Source organism: Sphingomonas sp. Ag1, assembly GCF_000980895.1.
Taxonomy (GTDB): Bacteria; Pseudomonadota; Alphaproteobacteria; order Sphingomonadales; family Sphingomonadaceae; genus Sphingomonas; species Sphingomonas panaciterrae.
This window is the reverse complement of the sequence record NZ_LAZX01000092.1, coordinates 38503-53930: the sequence shown is the minus strand read 5'-3', so window position 1 is coordinate 53930 and position 15428 is coordinate 38503. Positions and strand designations below refer to the sequence as shown.

General features: G+C 66.0%; 15 protein-coding genes. 9 read left to right on the top strand and 6 right to left on the bottom strand.

What is annotated here, in order from left to right; translation table 11 throughout:
- Nucleotides 1–15: 15 nt before the first annotated feature.
- Genes crtY through XM50_RS10975 form a run of 4 tightly spaced genes read left to right on the top strand, consistent with a single transcriptional unit; the run spans nucleotide 16 to nucleotide 4249 of the window.
- Nucleotides 16–1176 (top strand): lycopene beta-cyclase CrtY, encoded by a 1161-nt coding sequence (gene crtY / locus XM50_RS10990; protein WP_046409640.1) that lies wholly within the window; start codon nucleotides 16–18, stop codon nucleotides 1174–1176.
- Complete coding sequence (locus XM50_RS10985) at nucleotides 1176–2654, top strand: phytoene desaturase (protein WP_046409407.1); 1479 nt, start codon at nucleotides 1176–1178, stop codon at nucleotides 2652–2654. Before crtY ends, XM50_RS10985 begins: the two co-directional genes overlap by 1 nt.
- 40 nt (nucleotides 2655–2694) lie before the next feature.
- Nucleotides 2695–3276: a TIGR00730 family Rossman fold protein gene (locus tag XM50_RS10980; RefSeq protein WP_046409405.1), complete on the top strand. Its 582-nt coding sequence runs from the start codon at nucleotides 2695–2697 to the stop codon at nucleotides 3274–3276.
- Nucleotides 3277–3310: 34 nt separating this feature from the next.
- Nucleotides 3311–4249, top strand: a complete 939-nt coding sequence (locus XM50_RS10975) for a phytoene/squalene synthase family protein (RefSeq protein ID WP_046409404.1) — start codon at nucleotides 3311–3313, stop codon at nucleotides 4247–4249.
- 24 nt (nucleotides 4250–4273) lie between these two features.
- Here the strand turns inward: XM50_RS10975 and thrS are convergent, their stop codons facing one another.
- Nucleotides 4274–6265 (bottom strand): threonine--tRNA ligase, encoded by a 1992-nt coding sequence (gene thrS, locus XM50_RS10970; RefSeq protein ID WP_046409638.1) that lies wholly within the window; start codon nucleotides 6263–6265, stop codon nucleotides 4274–4276.
- Between the two features lie 347 nt (nucleotides 6266–6612).
- On the bottom strand, nucleotides 6613–6984 hold the full coding sequence (locus XM50_RS10965) for a glycine zipper 2TM domain-containing protein (RefSeq protein ID WP_046409402.1): 372 nt from the start codon (nucleotides 6982–6984) through the stop codon (nucleotides 6613–6615).
- Between the two features lie 140 nt (nucleotides 6985–7124).
- Between XM50_RS10965 and XM50_RS10960 the strand changes: the two genes are divergently transcribed.
- Nucleotides 7125–8111, top strand: coding sequence for an esterase-like activity of phytase family protein (locus tag XM50_RS10960; RefSeq protein WP_197075513.1), 987 nt, complete (start codon nucleotides 7125–7127; stop codon nucleotides 8109–8111).
- Nucleotides 8112–8187: 76 nt separating this feature from the next.
- Here XM50_RS10960 and rpmB read toward each other — a convergent pair whose 3' ends face one another.
- A complete protein-coding gene (rpmB, locus tag XM50_RS10955; RefSeq protein ID WP_046409398.1) occupies nucleotides 8188–8490 on the bottom strand; it encodes a 50S ribosomal protein L28 in 303 nt (100 codons plus the stop codon).
- A 90-nt stretch (nucleotides 8491–8580) separates the two neighbouring features.
- Here rpmB and XM50_RS10950 point away from each other — a divergent pair, with 90 nt between their 5' ends.
- Both XM50_RS10950 and XM50_RS10945 read left to right on the top strand, forming a co-directional pair.
- Nucleotides 8581–8871 carry a hypothetical protein gene (locus XM50_RS10950; protein WP_231621945.1) on the top strand — a complete coding sequence of 97 codons (291 nt, stop codon included), beginning with the start codon at nucleotides 8581–8583 and terminating at the stop codon, nucleotides 8869–8871.
- A gap of 101 nt (nucleotides 8872–8972) precedes the next feature.
- The gene (locus tag XM50_RS10945) at nucleotides 8973–9401 is read left to right on the top strand and encodes a nucleoside deaminase (protein WP_046409394.1); all 429 of its coding nucleotides are present in this window, start codon (nucleotides 8973–8975) and stop codon (nucleotides 9399–9401) included.
- A gap of 41 nt (nucleotides 9402–9442) precedes the next feature.
- Here XM50_RS10945 and XM50_RS10940 read toward each other — a convergent pair whose 3' ends face one another.
- On the bottom strand, nucleotides 9443–10129 hold the full coding sequence (locus tag XM50_RS10940; protein ID WP_046409392.1) for an OmpA family protein: 687 nt from the start codon (nucleotides 10127–10129) through the stop codon (nucleotides 9443–9445).
- Nucleotides 10130–10261: 132 nt separating this feature from the next.
- Here XM50_RS10940 and XM50_RS10935 point away from each other — a divergent pair, with 132 nt between their 5' ends.
- Complete coding sequence (locus XM50_RS10935; RefSeq protein WP_046409390.1) at nucleotides 10262–11557, top strand: hemolysin family protein; 1296 nt, start codon at nucleotides 10262–10264, stop codon at nucleotides 11555–11557.
- Between the two features lie 111 nt (nucleotides 11558–11668).
- On the opposite strand, the gene lgt is transcribed toward XM50_RS10935, so the two are convergent.
- Nucleotides 11669–12550, bottom strand: coding sequence for a prolipoprotein diacylglyceryl transferase (lgt, locus tag XM50_RS10930; protein ID WP_046409388.1), 882 nt, complete (start codon nucleotides 12548–12550; stop codon nucleotides 11669–11671).
- Between the two features lie 65 nt (nucleotides 12551–12615).
- Between lgt and XM50_RS10925 the strand changes: the two genes are divergently transcribed.
- The gene (locus tag XM50_RS10925; protein ID WP_046409386.1) at nucleotides 12616–14325 is read left to right on the top strand and encodes a class I adenylate-forming enzyme family protein; all 1710 of its coding nucleotides are present in this window, start codon (nucleotides 12616–12618) and stop codon (nucleotides 14323–14325) included.
- 68 nt (nucleotides 14326–14393) lie between these two features.
- Here XM50_RS10925 and XM50_RS10920 read toward each other — a convergent pair whose 3' ends face one another.
- Nucleotides 14394–15410, bottom strand: coding sequence for an LLM class flavin-dependent oxidoreductase (locus XM50_RS10920; RefSeq protein ID WP_046409384.1), 1017 nt, complete (start codon nucleotides 15408–15410; stop codon nucleotides 14394–14396).
- Nucleotides 15411–15428: the final 18 nt, after the last annotated feature.

Sequence of the window (15428 nt, the reverse complement as noted above, 5' to 3'; positions counted from 1 at the left end):
CGCTACGCGGGCGCTATGCCGGTTACCCATGAATGCGATCTCGCCATTGTCGGCGGCGGGCTGGCGGGCGGGCTCATCGCGCTGGCACTGGCGGCGCGGCGCCCGGATCTTTCGATCCGCATTGTCGAGGCGGGTGACGTGCTGGGGGGCAATCACCTCTGGTCCTTCTTCGACGCCGACGTTTCGCGCGAGGATCGCTGGCTGCTGACGCCGCTCGTCTGTCATGCTTGGCCGAGCTATGACGTCGCTTTCCCGGCGCATCGCCGCACCATCAACCAGCCTTATTATTCGATCGAGTCCGAACGGCTCGACCAGGTCGTGCGCAAGGCGCTTCCCACCGGGTCGATCATGACCGGCTGCAAGGTGCTGGCCTGCAGCCCGACCGCCGTTGTCCTCGCCGATGGGGAGCGGATCGAGGCAAAGGGCGTGATCGACGCGCGCGGCCCGGGTGACCTGTCGATGCTGGAGGTCGGCTGGCAGAAGTTCGTCGGGCGGTTACTCGACACCCCCGCCGGGCATGGCGTCGCGCATCCGATGGTGATGGACGCGACCATCGCCCAATATGACGGCTATCGCTTCGTCTATCTGCTGCCCTTTTCACCCACTCAATTGTTCGTCGAGGACACCTATTACAGCGACAGCGCGACGCTGAACGTCGGCGCGCTCAATCGTCGGATCGATGTCTATGCCGAGGCAAAGGGCTGGGCGGCGACTCCCGCCGGGCGCGAGGAAAAGGGCGCGCTGCCGGTCGTCATCGGCGGCGATTTCGAGGCCTATTGGCGCTGGGGCGGCGCGAAAGTGGCGAAGGCAGGCGCGCGCGCGGGACTTTTTCATCCCACCACGGGTTACTCCCTGCCGGATGCGGTGCGGCTCGCCATCCGCATCGCAGAGGCAACGGATCTAAGTGGCGAAGGGCTGCACGACTTGACCCATGATTATGCCCAGGCGCGCTGGAACGAGCGGCGCTTCTACCGCATGCTCGACGCCATGCTGTTCCGCGCGGCGGAGCCGGACGCTCGGTACAAGGTGCTGGAGCGATTCTACCGGCTGCACCCGAATCTGATCGCGCGCTTCTACGCCGCGCGCTCGACCGGCAAGGACAAGCTACGCGTATTGTCGGGCAAGCCCCCCGTACCTCTTTTCCGCGCGCTGCGCGTCATCCGAAAGGCGAATTGATGCGCGCGATCGTCATTGGTGCCGGCTTCGGCGGGCTGGCGCTTGCCATTCGTCTCCAGTCGGCGGGCGTCGAGACAACCATCGTCGAGGCGCGCGACAAGCCCGGTGGCCGCGCCTACGTCTGGCAGCGCGACGGCTTCACCTTTGACGCTGGCCCGACGGTCATCACTGACCCCGCGTGCCTGTCGGAACTGTGGGCGCTCACCGGCCAGGACATGGCGCGCGATGTGACGCTGGAGCCGGTGAAGCCCTTCTACCGGCTCAACTGGCCCGACGGCACCAATTTCGATTACACCAACGACGACACCTTGCTGCGTGGGGAGATCGCGCGGCTCGATCCCGATGACGTCGCTGGATACGCCCGCTTCCTCGAATATTCCGCCGGCGTCTATCGCGAGGGGTATGAGAAGCTCGGCCATGTCGCGTTTCTCGACTTCGCCTCGATGATCAAGGCGGCGCCGGCGCTGGCGAAATACCAGGCGTGGCGTTCGGTCTATTCGATGGTGTCCTCGTTCGTGAAGAACGAGAAGCTGCGCGAGGCATTGTCCTTCCACACGCTCCTCGTCGGCGGCAATCCGATGACGACCAGCGCGATCTATGCGCTGATCCACAAGCTGGAGCGCGATGGCGGCGTGTGGTTCGCGCAGGGCGGCACCAACCGGCTGGTCGCCGGCATGGTGACCCTGTTCGAGCGGCTCGGCGGCACCATCCGGCTGAACGATCCGGTGGCGGAGATCGAGACGCTGGGCGACCGCGTCACGGCGGTACGCACGCAGAGCGGCTGGCGGCAGGAGGCCGACATGGTCGCCTCCAACGGCGACATTGTCCACACCTATCGCGATCTCCTGGGCACCTCGCGATCCGCGGCGCGCACGGCAGCGCGGCTGGAGCGTAAGAAATACTCGCCCTCACTGTTCGTCGTCCATTTCGGGATCAAGGGCACGTGGCCGGGCATCCCGCACCACATGATCCTGTTCGGCCCGCGCTATAAGGGGCTGCTGGCGGACATCTACGATCATGGCGTGCTGAGCGAGGATTTCTCGCTCTACCTGCACCATCCGACCGTCACCGATCCCAGCTTGGCGCCGGAGGGCTGCTCGACCTTCTACGCGCTTGCCCCCGTGCCGCATCAGGGCAAGTTCCCGGAGGATTGGGACCGTGTCGCGCCGATCCTGGAGAAGCGGATCCTGGATGAGGTCGGCCGCCGCCTGATCCCAGACATCCACGATCGGATCATCACCAAGTTCAGCTACACGCCGGCCGATTTCTCGCGCGATCTCAATGCGCATCTCGGCAGCGCCTTCAGCCTGGAGCCGGTGCTGACGCAAAGCGCCTATTTCCGCGTCCATAATCGCGACGATACGATTTCGAACTTGTATTTCGTCGGTGCCGGCACGCACCCGGGCGCCGGCATCCCCGGCGTGGTCGGCAGTGCAAAGGCGACGGCGGCACTGATGCTTGAGGGAGTAAGAAGGTGACAGTCGGTGTGATCCCTTCCGTAGTAGGGAAGGGTAAGTGATGAAGCGTCTGGCGGTTTACTGTGGATCGGCGACCCCGCGCGATCCGCAATATATGGAACTGGCGTGGGATGTCGGCCGCACCCTGGCCGAACGGGGCATCGGCGTCGTCTATGGCGGCGGCCGTCTGGGGCTGATGGGCGCGGTGGCCGATGGCGCGCTGGCCGCCGGCGGCGAGGTGATCGGCATCATCCCGCAGGCATTGGTGACGGCAGAGGTCGCGCATCGCGGCCTGACCGAGCTTCACGTGGTCGAGGGGATGCACGATCGCAAGCGCGCGTTCACCGATCTGGCGGACGGGTTCGTGACGCTGCCCGGCGGTACCGGCACGATGGACGAACTGTGGGAAGCGCTCAGCTGGGCGCAGATCGGCTACCATGAGGATCCGGTCGGCCTGCTCAACGCCGCCGGCTATTACGACCACCTTATCGCCTTCTGGCACAAGATGAGCGAGGTCGGCTTCCTCCGCCCACAGCATGAGGATCTGCTGATCATCGCCGATACGCTGGACGTGTTGCTCGACCGCATGGCCGCGCATCAGCCGAGCCAGCCGATCGTGCGTATGACCGCGGACGATCTTTGAGCGGTGCGATGCCCTTCGCGCAGGTGATCTGAGCATGGCCGCTCCGGCTTCCGATCGCGCCGCGCTGGTGGCGGCGGCGCGCGAATCGATCGCGCGGGGGTCGAAGAGCTTTGCGCTGGCCAGCCACCTCTTCGATCCCGAAACGCGGGAACGCGCGTGGCTGCTCTACGCCTGGTGCCGCGCCTGCGACGATATCGTCGACGGGCAGGATCACGGCCACAACGCCACCACCGTCGACGATGCCGAGGCGCGCGTCGCGATCATCGCGGAAAAGACCACGGCGGCGCTTGCCGGTCGCAGCGTCGGCGACATGCCGTTCGATGCACTGCGCGTCGTTGCGGCGGAGACGCGGCTCCCTGCGCGCTTCGCGCATGATCTGGTCACCGGATTCCGGCTCGATGCGGAAGATTGGCGGCCGCGCAGCGAGGACGATCTGTACCGTTATTGCTACCATGTCGCCGGCACCGTCGGCTGCATGATGGCGGTGATCATGGGGGTCGATCCGGCGGATGACGATACCCTGGACCGCGCGTGCGATCTGGGACTGGCGTTCCAGCTCGCCAATATCGCGCGCGATATCGAGGAGGATGACCGGATCGGCCGCTGCTATTTGCCCGACGAATGGCTGGCGGAGATGGACATTCCGCCCGGCCAGCACATGAAGCCGCCGTTCCGTGATCGCCTGGTGGTGCTCGCGCGCCGCTTGGCGGATCGCGCTGCGCTGCATGAGGCCAGCGCCCGTGTCGGCGCGGCGAAGCTGCCGCCACGCGCGCGCTGGGCAGTGCTGGCGGCGGCCGGCATCTATGGCGATATCGCGCGCGAAGTGGCGAAGCGCGGCGCGCACGCCTGGGATCACCGTGTCACCACGTCGAAGGGCGCGAAGCTGGCGTGGGTGGCGAAGGCAGCGGTGGCGGTGCGCCGGCCGGTCGCCGATACGCCGCGCGACCGCATTCTGTGGACCCGCCCCCGCTGATTGCGCGGGCGGGCCAGCACTAGATCACACCAGATCGGGCGGCGTCGCTTCCTTCACCAGCCGCGCGACGATCTCGTCCAGCGAGACGATTTCCTGTCCTTGGCTGCCCAGCCGGCGGACGGCAACGGTGCCTTCCTCCGCCTCGCGCTTGCCGACCACCAGCAGTGCCGGCACCTTCGCCAGGCTGTGCTCGCGCACCTTGTAGTTGATCTTCTCGTTGCGAAGATCCGTCTCGACGCGCAGCCCGGCGGCGGCCAGCCTGTCGCGAACGACATGCGCATAATCGTCGGCTTCGGACACGATCGTCGCGACCACCGCCTGCACCGGGGACAGCCACAGCGGGAAACGGCCCGCATGATGCTCGATCAGGATGCCGATGAAACGCTCGAACGAGCCCAGGATCGCGCGGTGAAGCATGATCGGCCGGTGCCGCTCGCCATCCTCGCCGATATAGCTCGCGTCAAGCCGCTTGGGCAGTACGGTGTCGGTCTGGATCGTGCCGACCTGCCACGTCCGCCCGATCGCATCGGTCAGGTGGAATTCCAGCTTGGGCGCGTAGAAGGCGCCTTCGCCCTCCAGCTCCTCCCAGCCATATTCCGGCGTGTTGCGTCCCGTCGCCGCGACGGCGTCACGCAGCGACTGTTCGGACCAGTCCCACATCTCCTCGCTGCCGAACCGCTTCTCGGGGCGCAGCGCGAGCTTGATGGCATATTTCTCGAACCCGAGGTCCTTGTAGACCGCGTCGAGCAGGTCGATGAACTTCGCCACCTCCTCGACCAATTGGTCCTCGCGCACGAAGATATGCGCGTCGTCCTGCGTGAACTGGCGCACGCGCATGATGCCGTGCAGCGCGCCATGCGGCTCGTTGCGATGGCAGCAGCCGAACTCCGCCATGCGGATCGGCAGGTCGCGGTACGACTTGATCCCCTGGCGGAAGATCAGGACGTGCGCCGGGCAGTTCATCGGCTTCAGCGCCATCCAGTCGGCGTCCTCAGACACCAGGGCGCCTTCGTCCTCGATGTTCGGCACCTCATCGGGGATGACGAACATGTTCTCGCGATACTTGCCCCAGTGCCCCGAACGCTCCCACTGGCGCGCGTCCATCACCTGCGGCGTCTTCACTTCCTCATAGCCGCCCATGTCCAGCCGGCGGCGCATATACGCCTCCAGCTGCCGCCAGATCATATAACCCTTGGGGTGCCAGAAGACGCTGCCATGCGCCTCCTGCTGGAGGTGGAACAGGTCCATCTCCTGCCCGATCTTGCGATGGTCGCGCTTCGCCGCTTCCTCCAGCATGTGGAGATGCGCATCGAGCTGCTTCTTGTTCAGCCAGCCGGTGCCATAGATTCGGCTCAGCATCGCGTTCTTCTGGTCGCCGCGCCAGTAAGCGCCCGACACGCGCGTCAGCTTGAACGCCTGCGGATCGAGCTTGCCGGTGGAGGCAAGGTGCGGCCCGCGGCACATGTCCAGCCAGTCGCCGCCCGACCAATAGACCGTCAGCTCCTCGTCCTCGGGAAGCTCGGCGGCCCATTCGGCCTTGAACGTCTCGCCTTGCTGCTTCCAGCGTTCGATCAGCTGCTCGCGCGTCCACACCTCGCGGCGCAGCGGCTTGTCCGCGGCGATGATCTTGCGCATCCGCTCCTCGATCAGCGGCAGGTCCTCTTCCGTGAACGGGCCATGGTCCGCCGGCGCGGCGAAATCGTAGTAGAAACCATCGTCGGTCGACGGGCCGAACGTGATCTGCGTGCCGGGGAACAGCTCCTGCACCGCTTCGGCCAGGACGTGCGCGTAATCGTGCCGCGCCAGTTCCAGCGCGTCCGCCTCATCGCGGTTCGTCACCAGCGCGAGGTGCGAGCTGCCCTCGAACGGGCGGTTGATGTCGCGCAGTTCGCCATCAACGCGCGCGGCGATCGCCGCCTTGGCGAGGCCGGGCCCGATGGCGGCGGCAATGTCGGCGGGCGTCGATCCCGGCGGTACCTCGCGTACCGAACCGTCCGGAAGCGTGATCGAGAGCATGGTCATGAGAGGCTTTCCTGCAATGCCGATGCGCTTAGGCGAGCGCGAACGCGACGAAAAGAGCGTCCGGTATCTGGCAGGAACGAAGTGGAGGACGCCGGCCCACCCGTTCCGGGTGAGCAGGCCGTCAGCGCATCAGCGCGTGACCGGCCGCCCCCGGATGCCCCGGGTGGTGGTAGTGGTCGTGGCACGATCGTGCAGCATGAGCCGAATATAGCGTTCAGGCCGCGGGCGAACAAGCGCCGCCATCCGCACATACAACAACGGGCCCGCCCTCCCGAAGGAGAGGCGGACCCGCGCCCTCAATACGCTACGCGAGGGATACGCAGGCCGAAACGGCCATTTCGTCAGCGGCAGTACCGCGGATTGTTCGACTTCTCGATCGCGTTGCCGGCCACTGCCCCGCCAACGCCGCCGAGGACGGTGCCCAGCGCGCGGTCCCCGCGGCTGTCGATCGTGCGACCCAGCAGGCCGCCGGCGATCGCGCCGACGATGGCGCCGGTCGTGCCGTTGTTGCAGCGCTGGTTGCGATAGCGGCGATCGTAGCCGCGATAGTTGCGACGATTGTCATAGCCGCGATAATTGTCATAGCCGCGATACTGACGCTCATAACGGTCGTAACGATCACCACCCCAGCGCTGGGCCGAGGCCTCGGCGGGGATCAGGGCAACCGTGCTCATCGCGAGAGCGGCGCCAGCGAGCGAAAGCTTCTTAAACATGGGTTCGACTCCCGTTTCAAAATCCGTCCGGGAAGGCCAATGCCATCCCGATGACCATGGTTTTGCGCGATTCGCATTGAGCCGACCCTGAATGCGCTCGTTATCGACGGTTCAGGTACGTTGGTCCTATGGGCACAGCGGTGCGCCGTTCCACGTCCTTCCTCCTCTCCGTCGCTGCGGTGCTGCTGGTCGTGCCACGCTATGATGGTTCAGAGCGGCTGCCGACGATCCGCGATCGCCCGACGGTCACCGCCAGCCCGTACGTGCCCGCTGGTGGCTGGCCGGATCGGATCGGCGCGTTGGCGCCCGTGGGCGGATTGACCTTGTCGAGCAGCGATCCGGCGTTCGGCGGCTTTTCCGCGCTGGCGCTACGCGATGGGCGTGCGCATCTGCTTAGCGATGGCGGCAATCTCGTCACCCTCGCCCTTCGGGGTGGCACGGTGCGTGAACCGCGGGGTCACGTCCTGCGCCAAGGGCCAAGGGTGGGCTGGGACCGGCGGGATCGCGACAGCGAATCGCTGACGCTCGATCCCCGCACGGGGCGCGCCTGGGTCGGCTATGAGACGCACAACCAGATCTGGCGCTACGCCCCCGGCTATGGCCATGCCGAGCGTCACAGCGCGCCCGCTGCGATGCGCCGCTGGGAGCCGAACCTTGGCGCCGAATCACTGGTCCGGCTACGGGACGGCGCGTTCCTCACCTTTGCGGAGCGAAAGCCCAATCGTCGCACTCGCCACGGCCTGTTGTTCACTGGCGATCCGACCGTGCCTGGGGCGAAGCCAATACGCTTTCTGTTCCAGCCGCCCGATCGCTATGATCCCAGCGACGCGGCCGAGCTTCCTGATGGCGACCTGCTCGTCCTCACACGCCGCTTCCAATATCCGTTCCGCTTCACCGCGAAGCTTGTCCGGATCAGCCGCGCCCACATTCGGCCGAATGCCGTGGTGTCGGGGAAGACGGCCGCGACCCTCGCTCCGCCGGTGCTGGGTGAGAATGCGGAGGGGCTGGCGATCACGCAGGAACGGGGCGAGACGATGGTGTGGATCGTCACCGACAATGACGCGATGGCGCTCCGTCCGACCTATCTGCTGAAACTGCGCTGGCCGCGATCAGAACGAGAAAAGTAACGCCGCTTCCCCTGAACGACCAAAGGCCCGCCGTCCCGAAGGACGGCAGGCCATGGTCGCGTTCCTGCCCGCTGGATCAGGCGGCGGTGGAAACCGCGGCAGCGCGCTTCTTCTTCACGTCGCGCTTCAGGCGGCGTGCACGAAGCGACAGCTTCTCGTCGCTGGTCTTGACCAGCCAGTTGTCGAGACCGCCATTGTGCTCGACCGAGCGCAGGCCGTGAGTCGAAACGCGCAGACGCACGCTCTTCTCGAGCGAGTCCGACATCAGCGTCACATTCTGCAGGTTCGGCAGGAAGGTACGCTTGGTCTTGTTGTTGGCGTGGGAAACGTTGTTACCCACCTGCCGGCCCTTGCCGGTCAGCTCGCAAATGCGCGACATGGTTCAGATCCTGAGTTTCGGGTTGGCCCGGAAAGTCGGCGCCACTAGCGGTACCCCGCCGAATCGTCAAGCATCGCTACATGCAACCTAGTGGATCACCTGATCGTTGTTGCACCACCGATACGACTGGAGATCAGGATCATGCGTGCCATTCTCGTCATTCTGGGCATTGTCGCACTCGTGATTCTGGCAGGGATGGCGACGGGTTTCATCAATATCGATCAGACCCAGACCGCGCAGCTTCCCCGAATCGAGGGCGGGCAGGCACCTGAATTCAAGGCCGATGTTGGCAAGATCGACGTTGGTACCGAACGGAAGGTCATCGAAGTGCCCAAGGTCGAGGTCCAGCGCCCGGGTGCCTCGCCCACGCCGGCGCAATGATTCGCCCGGCGCGCTGACTCCGTCGCTGGCGTTGTAATCGGCGATGGCCTGAGCCCCGCCGGCGGGGCATAGCGGCGGCGATGTTCCCTCTCCCTGATCCCATGGCCAGCGCCCTGGCTGCCGCACGCGAGGCGGCCCTGGAGGGCGAAGTGCCCGTCGGCGCGGCGATCACGCTGGAAGGACAGATTGTCGCGGTCGCCGCCAATGCGCCGCGCCGCCTCCACGATCCGACCGCCCATGCCGAGATGCAGGTCATCCGCGCCGCCGCCCGGCTGCTCGCGCGCGACCGGCTGGAGGATTGCGATCTCTGGGTGACGCTGGAACCGTGCGCGATGTGCGCCGGCGCCATCGCCCATGCCCGGATCAGGCGGCTCTATTATGGCGCATCCGATCCGAAGGGCGGGGCCGTCGAATATGGCCCGCGCTTCTTCTCGCAGCCAACCTGCCACCACCGCCCGGACGTCTATGGCGGGATCGGCGCGCGCGAGGCCGGTGACCTGCTGCGCGATTTCTTCGTCGCCCGTCGCTAGCGACGACCGCGGCCGCACCGGCGACCGCGGTCCGCATCTGCTTACTGGCGGTAACCCAGCTCGTTCTCCGAGATCGGCACGATCTTGATCTCGACGCGGCGGTTGGCTGCGCGGCCTTCCTCGGTCTCGTTGGTCGCAATCGGCTGGGTCTCGCCAAAGCCGCGAATACCGATGCGCGCGCGCTGCACGCCATGGCTGGACAGATAATCGGCAACGGCCGTCGCGCGTCGCTCCGACAGGCCCTGGTTATAGGCGTCGCTGCCGGTCGAATCGGTATGGCCGTACACGTCGATATAGGTGCGGTTGTACTCGCCCAGCACGCTCGCCACCCGGTCCAGCGTCTGCTGGAACTGCGGCTGCACCGCGGCCGAATTGTACGCGAAGTTGATTCCGCTCGGGATGTTCAGCAGCAGATCGTCGCCTTGGCGGATCACCTGCACGTCTGTGCCGGCGGTGCGGGCGCGCAGATCGCGCTCTTGCTTGTCCATATAGGCGCCGATCCCCGCGCCGGCGATGCCGCCGATCCCTGCGCCGACGATCTTCTCCGTCCGGTCGCGCCGGCCACCGACAAGGTCGCCCAGCAGATAGCCGCCCAATGCGCCGCCGATGCCGCCGATCGCCGCCTTCGAGATCCGCCGCTCACCGGTTTCCGGGTCGGTGGTGCACGCTGCCGTGGTGAGCAGCGCGCCGCTGACGACCAAGCCAACCAACGCAGACTTCAAACGCATCATCGTGTCCCCTTTTCATTCGTGTCCGCCAGAAACCCGGCGCTGATATGGGTTGTTCCGTATCCGGGCTGAACTGCAAATGACGCGAATGGTTGTGGAGCGCGGCGAATCCCGCCAAGAGAGTTCCACATCATGCTACCGCCGTTCCCCTGGATCGACGTCCTCATCATTCTTGCGCTGGTCGCCCTCAACGGCGTCTTCGCGATGAGCGAGCTCGCGATCGTTTCGTCCCGCAAGGCCCGTCTCGAAGCAATGGTTCGCAGCGGCAAGCCCGGTGCGCGGGCCGCGATGGCGCTGGCCGCCGATCCGGGCAAATTTCTCTCCACAGTGCAGATCGGGATCACGCTGATCGGTATCGGCACCGGGGCCTATTCGGGTGCCAGCCTTGGCACCCCCACGGCTGCCAGGCTGGAGGCATTGGGCATGCCGACGGCATTGGCGAACAATGTCGCGGTGGCGCTGGTCATCGGGCTTACGACCTATGCCTCGCTGATCATTGGCGAATTGGTTCCCAAGCAGATCGCGCTGCGCAATCCGGAGCCGGTGGCCAGCTGGCTGGCGCTGCCGATGACGTGGCTCGCCGTCCTGACCAAGCCGATCGTCTGGGTGCTCGATGCGTCCAGCATCCTGATCTTCCGCCTGCTGGGGCTGAACCGCGAATCGGAGGAGCATGTCACGGCGGAGGAACTGCACCTGATCGTCGCCGAGGCGAGCAAGTCGGGCGTGATCGAGGAGCATGAACGCTCGATCATCTCCGGCGTGGTGCGGCTCGCCGATCGCCCGGTGCGCGAGGTGATGACGCCGCGCACTGAGGTCGACTGGCTCGATTCGGGGCTCGACGATGCCGCGATCCGCGCGAAGCTGCTGGCGACGCCGCACAGCCGCCTGCCCGTTGCGGACGGGTCGATCGATGCGGTGATCGGTGTGATCCAGGCGCGCGATGTGGCGGCGGCGCTCGCCCGCGGCGACTCGCTCGACCTGAAGCAGCTGGTGCGAAAGGCACCGTTCGTGGTCGATCAGATCGACGCGATGGACGCGCTCGACGCGCTGCGCCGCGCTGATGTGCCCATGGCGCTGATTCACGACGAATATGGCCATTTTGAAGGGATCGTGACCCCGGCCAATCTGCTCGCGGCAATTGCGGGCGAGTTTGCATCCGATGCCGAACCGGGTGAGGCGCCCAACATCGTCGAGCGCGACGACGGCTCCTTGCTGGTCGCGGGTACCACCTCGGCCGACACGCTGGCCGAGCGGCTGGGCATCGAGCTTCCCGAGGACCGCGATTATGCGACCGCCGCCGGCCTGGCGCTGGCGATCTTCCGCCACTTGCCGGTCGAGGGCGAAAGCTTCGTCGAACAGGGCTGGCGCTTCGAGGTGGTCGATCTCGATGGACGCCGGATCGACAAGCTGCTGGTGCGCACCGCCTGATCGGCGCTTGGGGCGGGGGCAGCCCGCTGCTCCCCGTCCCTCTGGCCATCCCAGCCACCATTTCCCGATCATTTCGCCAGCGCGCGCGGTGCTGCCACGCGCGCCGCGCGATCAGGCGACGCTCTGCCCACCAGCGATCGGTTCCACCCGCTGGCGCCGCCCGGGCGCGGTCAGGATCAGGTAGAGCCCGCCCGCAATCATCGGCAGGCACAGCACCTGCCCCATGTGGATGGTGGTGGCGAAGAAGGTGCCGGCAAATTGCGAATCCGGCTCGCGGAAGAATTCGACCACGAAGCGCGCCGTGCCATAGCCGAGCAGGAACAGCCCGGTCAGCTTGCCCGGCTGGTATCGCGCATTGGTCCGCCAGAAGAAGAAGAAGAGAAGCGCGAACAGCGCCACGCCCTCCAGCCCCGCCTCATACAGCTGGCTCGGGTGGCGCGCCGGCTCGGGCACACCCGCCGGCACGGTGCGGGAGAAGACGATCGCCCAGGGCACGTCGGTCGGCTTGCCCCACAATTCGCCGTTCACGAAATTCGCCAGCCGGCCGAAGAACAGCCCGAACGGCACCACGCACGCGACATAATCGTGGATGCGCAGCCAGTTCAGCCCATTGCGCCGCGCGAACAGGATGATGGCCAGGCTGGTGCCGATAACCCCGCCGTGGAAGCTCATGCCGCCGTCCCACAATCGCAGGATGCGTAGCGGGTGCAGCAGCATGTCGGGCGCGTAGAACAGGACGTAGCCGATCCGCCCGCCCAGGATGATGCCCAGCGTGGCGTAGAACACCAGGTCGTCGGCATGCCGGCGCGCCATCGGCGCCCCCGGCTGGTCCAGCAGCTTCAGCAGATACCACCAGCCGATGACGATTCCGGCGATGTAGGCGAGACTGTACCAGCGCAGCGTGAAAAACCCGATCGAGAAGACGTCCGGGTGCAATCCCAGGTCCTCGAACCGGATATGGCTCGCTGCGGCGGCGAAGATGGGCAGGATCAAGGCTTTTCCCTCTGGCTTCACGTCTGCATAAGGGCCCTCAAGACCAAGACCAAGCGGAGAGACGCATGAAGACCGAACTGGACCTCAAGATGGACGCGACCATGGCCGCGTTGACGGGAGAGGGCGGTCCGCTTGCGCTCGGCACGATCGAACGTTTCGGCCAGACACTGCCCATCATCGCTGCGGCACCGCCGACGCTGCCGGCCTATTTCGCTCATTATGCGCAGCAGCATGCCGGCACGGAGTTCCTGATCGCCGGGGATGAGCGGCTCACCTATGCCGACGTTTATGGCCGCGCGCAGAAGGTGGCCGACGCGCTGGTAAGCGGCTTTGGCGTGAAGAAGGGCGACCGGATCGGCATCGCCGCGCGCAACTCGCCGTCGTGGATCATCATCTACATGGGCGTGCTGATCGCGGGCGGCGTCGCCACCTTGCTGAACGGCTGGTGGCAGGCCGAGGAGCTACAGGCAGGCGTCGATGACGTCGGCTGCTCTTTGGTATTTGCCGATCCGCCGCGCTGCCGCCGTCTCGCGGCGCTGCCGAACCTGTCGGCCCCCGTCGTGGAGTTCGACGACCTGCAGCCGATCGATGCGGCGCTCGCGCCGATCCTCGATCGCGGCACGGGCAATGCGACGATGCCGGAGATCGGCCCGGACGATAATGCCACGATCCTGTTCACCTCCGGCTCGACCGGCCAGTCGAAGGGCGCCTTGTCGACCCATCGCCAGGTGACCCAGGGCGTGTTCAACTATCTCGGCTCCGCGTTGATGATGCTGGCGATCAGCGCGCAGGACGGAACGGCACCGAGCGATCTTCAGCCCTCGACGCTGCTCAACGTGCCCCTGTTCCACGTGACGGCGGAAGTGCCGGTGTTCCTCCAGTCGTTCGCCATCGGGCGTAAGCTGGTGCTGATGCCCAAGTGGGACGCCGAGGAGGCGATGCGCCTCATCGAAAAGGAAAAGATCACCTATTTCGTCGGCGTGCCGCTGATGAGCTTCGAGATGCTCAACCACCCGAACCGGCACAAATACGACCTGTCGAGCGTCGCGGACATCGCCGCGGGCGGCGCGCCGCGCCCGGTCGAACACGTCAAGCGGATCGATCAGGAAATGGAGGGCAAGCCGCTGATCGGCTATGGCCTGACCGAAACGAACGGCATCGGCACCGGCAATTGGCGCACCAATTACCTCGCCAAGCCGAACTCGGCCGGCCGGCCCTCGCTGCCGCTCGTCGACCTCGCGATCCTTGATGATGCCGGCAAGCCGGTGCCGCAGGGCGAACGCGGCGAAATCTCGATCCGCTCGGTCGCCAATTTCCAGGAATATTGGGGCAATCCGGAAGCGACCGCCGCGGCCTTCACCGCCGACGGCTATTTCCGCACTGGCGACATCGGCTACCTCGACGAGGACGGCTATCTCTTCATCGTCGACCGCAAGAAGGACATCATCATCCGCGGCGGCGAGAATATCAGCTGCCAGGAGGTCGAGGACGCACTGTACCAGCATCCCGACGTGGCCGAGGCGGCGGTGTTCGGGCTGCCGGACGAGAAATATGGCGAAGTGCCCGGCGCGGTCGTCCACCTGCGCAAGGTGGGCGCGGTGGCCATCGAGGATCTATGGGCATTTCTCGCGCAGCATATTGCGGCATTCAAGGTGCCGCAGCGCATCTGGCTCGCCGACGATCCGCTTCCTCGCCTCGGCACGGAGAAGATCGACAAGGTCAGCCTGCGCACCAAATATCGCGAACTGGCGAAGCTCGACGAGGTCGAGATCTGATCAACCGCCTGTCAGGTCCGCCCATGGGCGGACCTGACGGTCGTTACGGGGCGCGCGGACCGATCGGGTCAGCGCCAGCCCAGCGCCGGCGCGACATGCGTCAGGATGCTTTCCAGCACGTGCGCATTGTAATCGACGCCCAGCTGGTTGGGCACGGTCAGCAACAGCGTGTCGGCTTCGGCGATCGCCTCATCCTGCCGCAGCTGCTCGACGAGCCGGTCGGGCTCCGCGGCATAGGAGCGGCCGAACACGGCGCGCATATTGTCGATGACGCCAATCTGGTCGCTGTCCTCCCCGCGGCCGAAATATTGCCGGTCCTGATCGTTCACCAGGGCGAAGATCGATCGTGACACCGACACCCGCGGCTCGCGCGCATGGCCAGCCTCCTTCCACGCCTCACGATAGAGGCGGATCTGCTTGGCCTGCTGGATGTGGAACGGCTCGCCGCTCTCATCGGCCTTCAGCGTGCTGCTTTGCAGGTTCATGCCCTTTTGCGCCGCCCAGACGGCGGTCGCATCCGCGCCTGAACCCCACCAGATGCGCTCGCGCAGCCCGGCGGAGAACGGCTCCAGCCGGAGCAGCCCCGGCGGGTTGGGGAACATCGGCCGCGGATTGGGCTTGGCGAACCCCTGGCCCTTCAACAGCTCCAGGAACACCTCGCCATGGCGGCGGCCCATGTCCGCATCGGTTTCGCCCGGCGCTGGCGTGTAGCCGAAATGGCGCCACCCTTCGATCACCTGCTCGGGCGAACCACGGCTGATCCCCAGCTGCAGCCGCCCGCCACTGATCAGGTCGGCCGCGCCGGCATCCTCCGCCATGTAGAACGGATTCTCGTAGCGCATGTCGATGACGCCAGTGCCGATCTCGATCCGCTTTGTCCTGGCACCGACGGCGGCGAGCAGCGGAAAGGGGGAGGCGAGTTGCTGCGCGAAATGATGGACGCGGAAATAGGCGCCGTCCGCGCCCAGCTCCTCGGCGGCAACTGCCAGGTCGATCGACTGGAGCAAAACGTCGCTGGCCGAACGCGTCGCGGAATGCGGCGCGGCCGACCAATGGCCAAAGGACAGGAATCCGATCTTCTTCATTGTTATCATCCCGATCGC

Coding starts and splice junctions, on each gene's coding strand:
- crtY (WP_046409640.1), top strand. CDS start 16: ATGCCGGTTACCCATGAATGCGATCTCGCCATTGTCGGCGGCGGGCTG.
- XM50_RS10985 (WP_046409407.1), top strand. CDS start 1,176: ATGCGCGCGATCGTCATTGGTGCCGGCTTCGGCGGGCTGGCGCTTGCC.
- XM50_RS10980 (WP_046409405.1), top strand. CDS start 2,695: ATGAAGCGTCTGGCGGTTTACTGTGGATCGGCGACCCCGCGCGATCCG.
- XM50_RS10975 (WP_046409404.1), top strand. CDS start 3,311: ATGGCCGCTCCGGCTTCCGATCGCGCCGCGCTGGTGGCGGCGGCGCGC.
- thrS (WP_046409638.1), bottom strand. CDS start 6,265: ATGCTCTCGATCACGCTTCCGGACGGTTCGGTACGCGAGGTACCGCCG.
- XM50_RS10965 (WP_046409402.1), bottom strand. CDS start 6,984: ATGTTTAAGAAGCTTTCGCTCGCTGGCGCCGCTCTCGCGATGAGCACG.
- rpmB (WP_046409398.1), bottom strand. CDS start 8,490: ATGTCGCGCATTTGCGAGCTGACCGGCAAGGGCCGGCAGGTGGGTAAC.
- XM50_RS10945 (WP_046409394.1), top strand. CDS start 8,973: ATGGCCAGCGCCCTGGCTGCCGCACGCGAGGCGGCCCTGGAGGGCGAA.
- XM50_RS10940 (WP_046409392.1), bottom strand. CDS start 10,129: ATGCGTTTGAAGTCTGCGTTGGTTGGCTTGGTCGTCAGCGGCGCGCTG.
- XM50_RS10935 (WP_046409390.1), top strand. CDS start 10,262: ATGCTACCGCCGTTCCCCTGGATCGACGTCCTCATCATTCTTGCGCTG.
- XM50_RS10925 (WP_046409386.1), top strand. CDS start 12,616: ATGAAGACCGAACTGGACCTCAAGATGGACGCGACCATGGCCGCGTTG.
- XM50_RS10920 (WP_046409384.1), bottom strand. CDS start 15,410: ATGAAGAAGATCGGATTCCTGTCCTTTGGCCATTGGTCGGCCGCGCCG.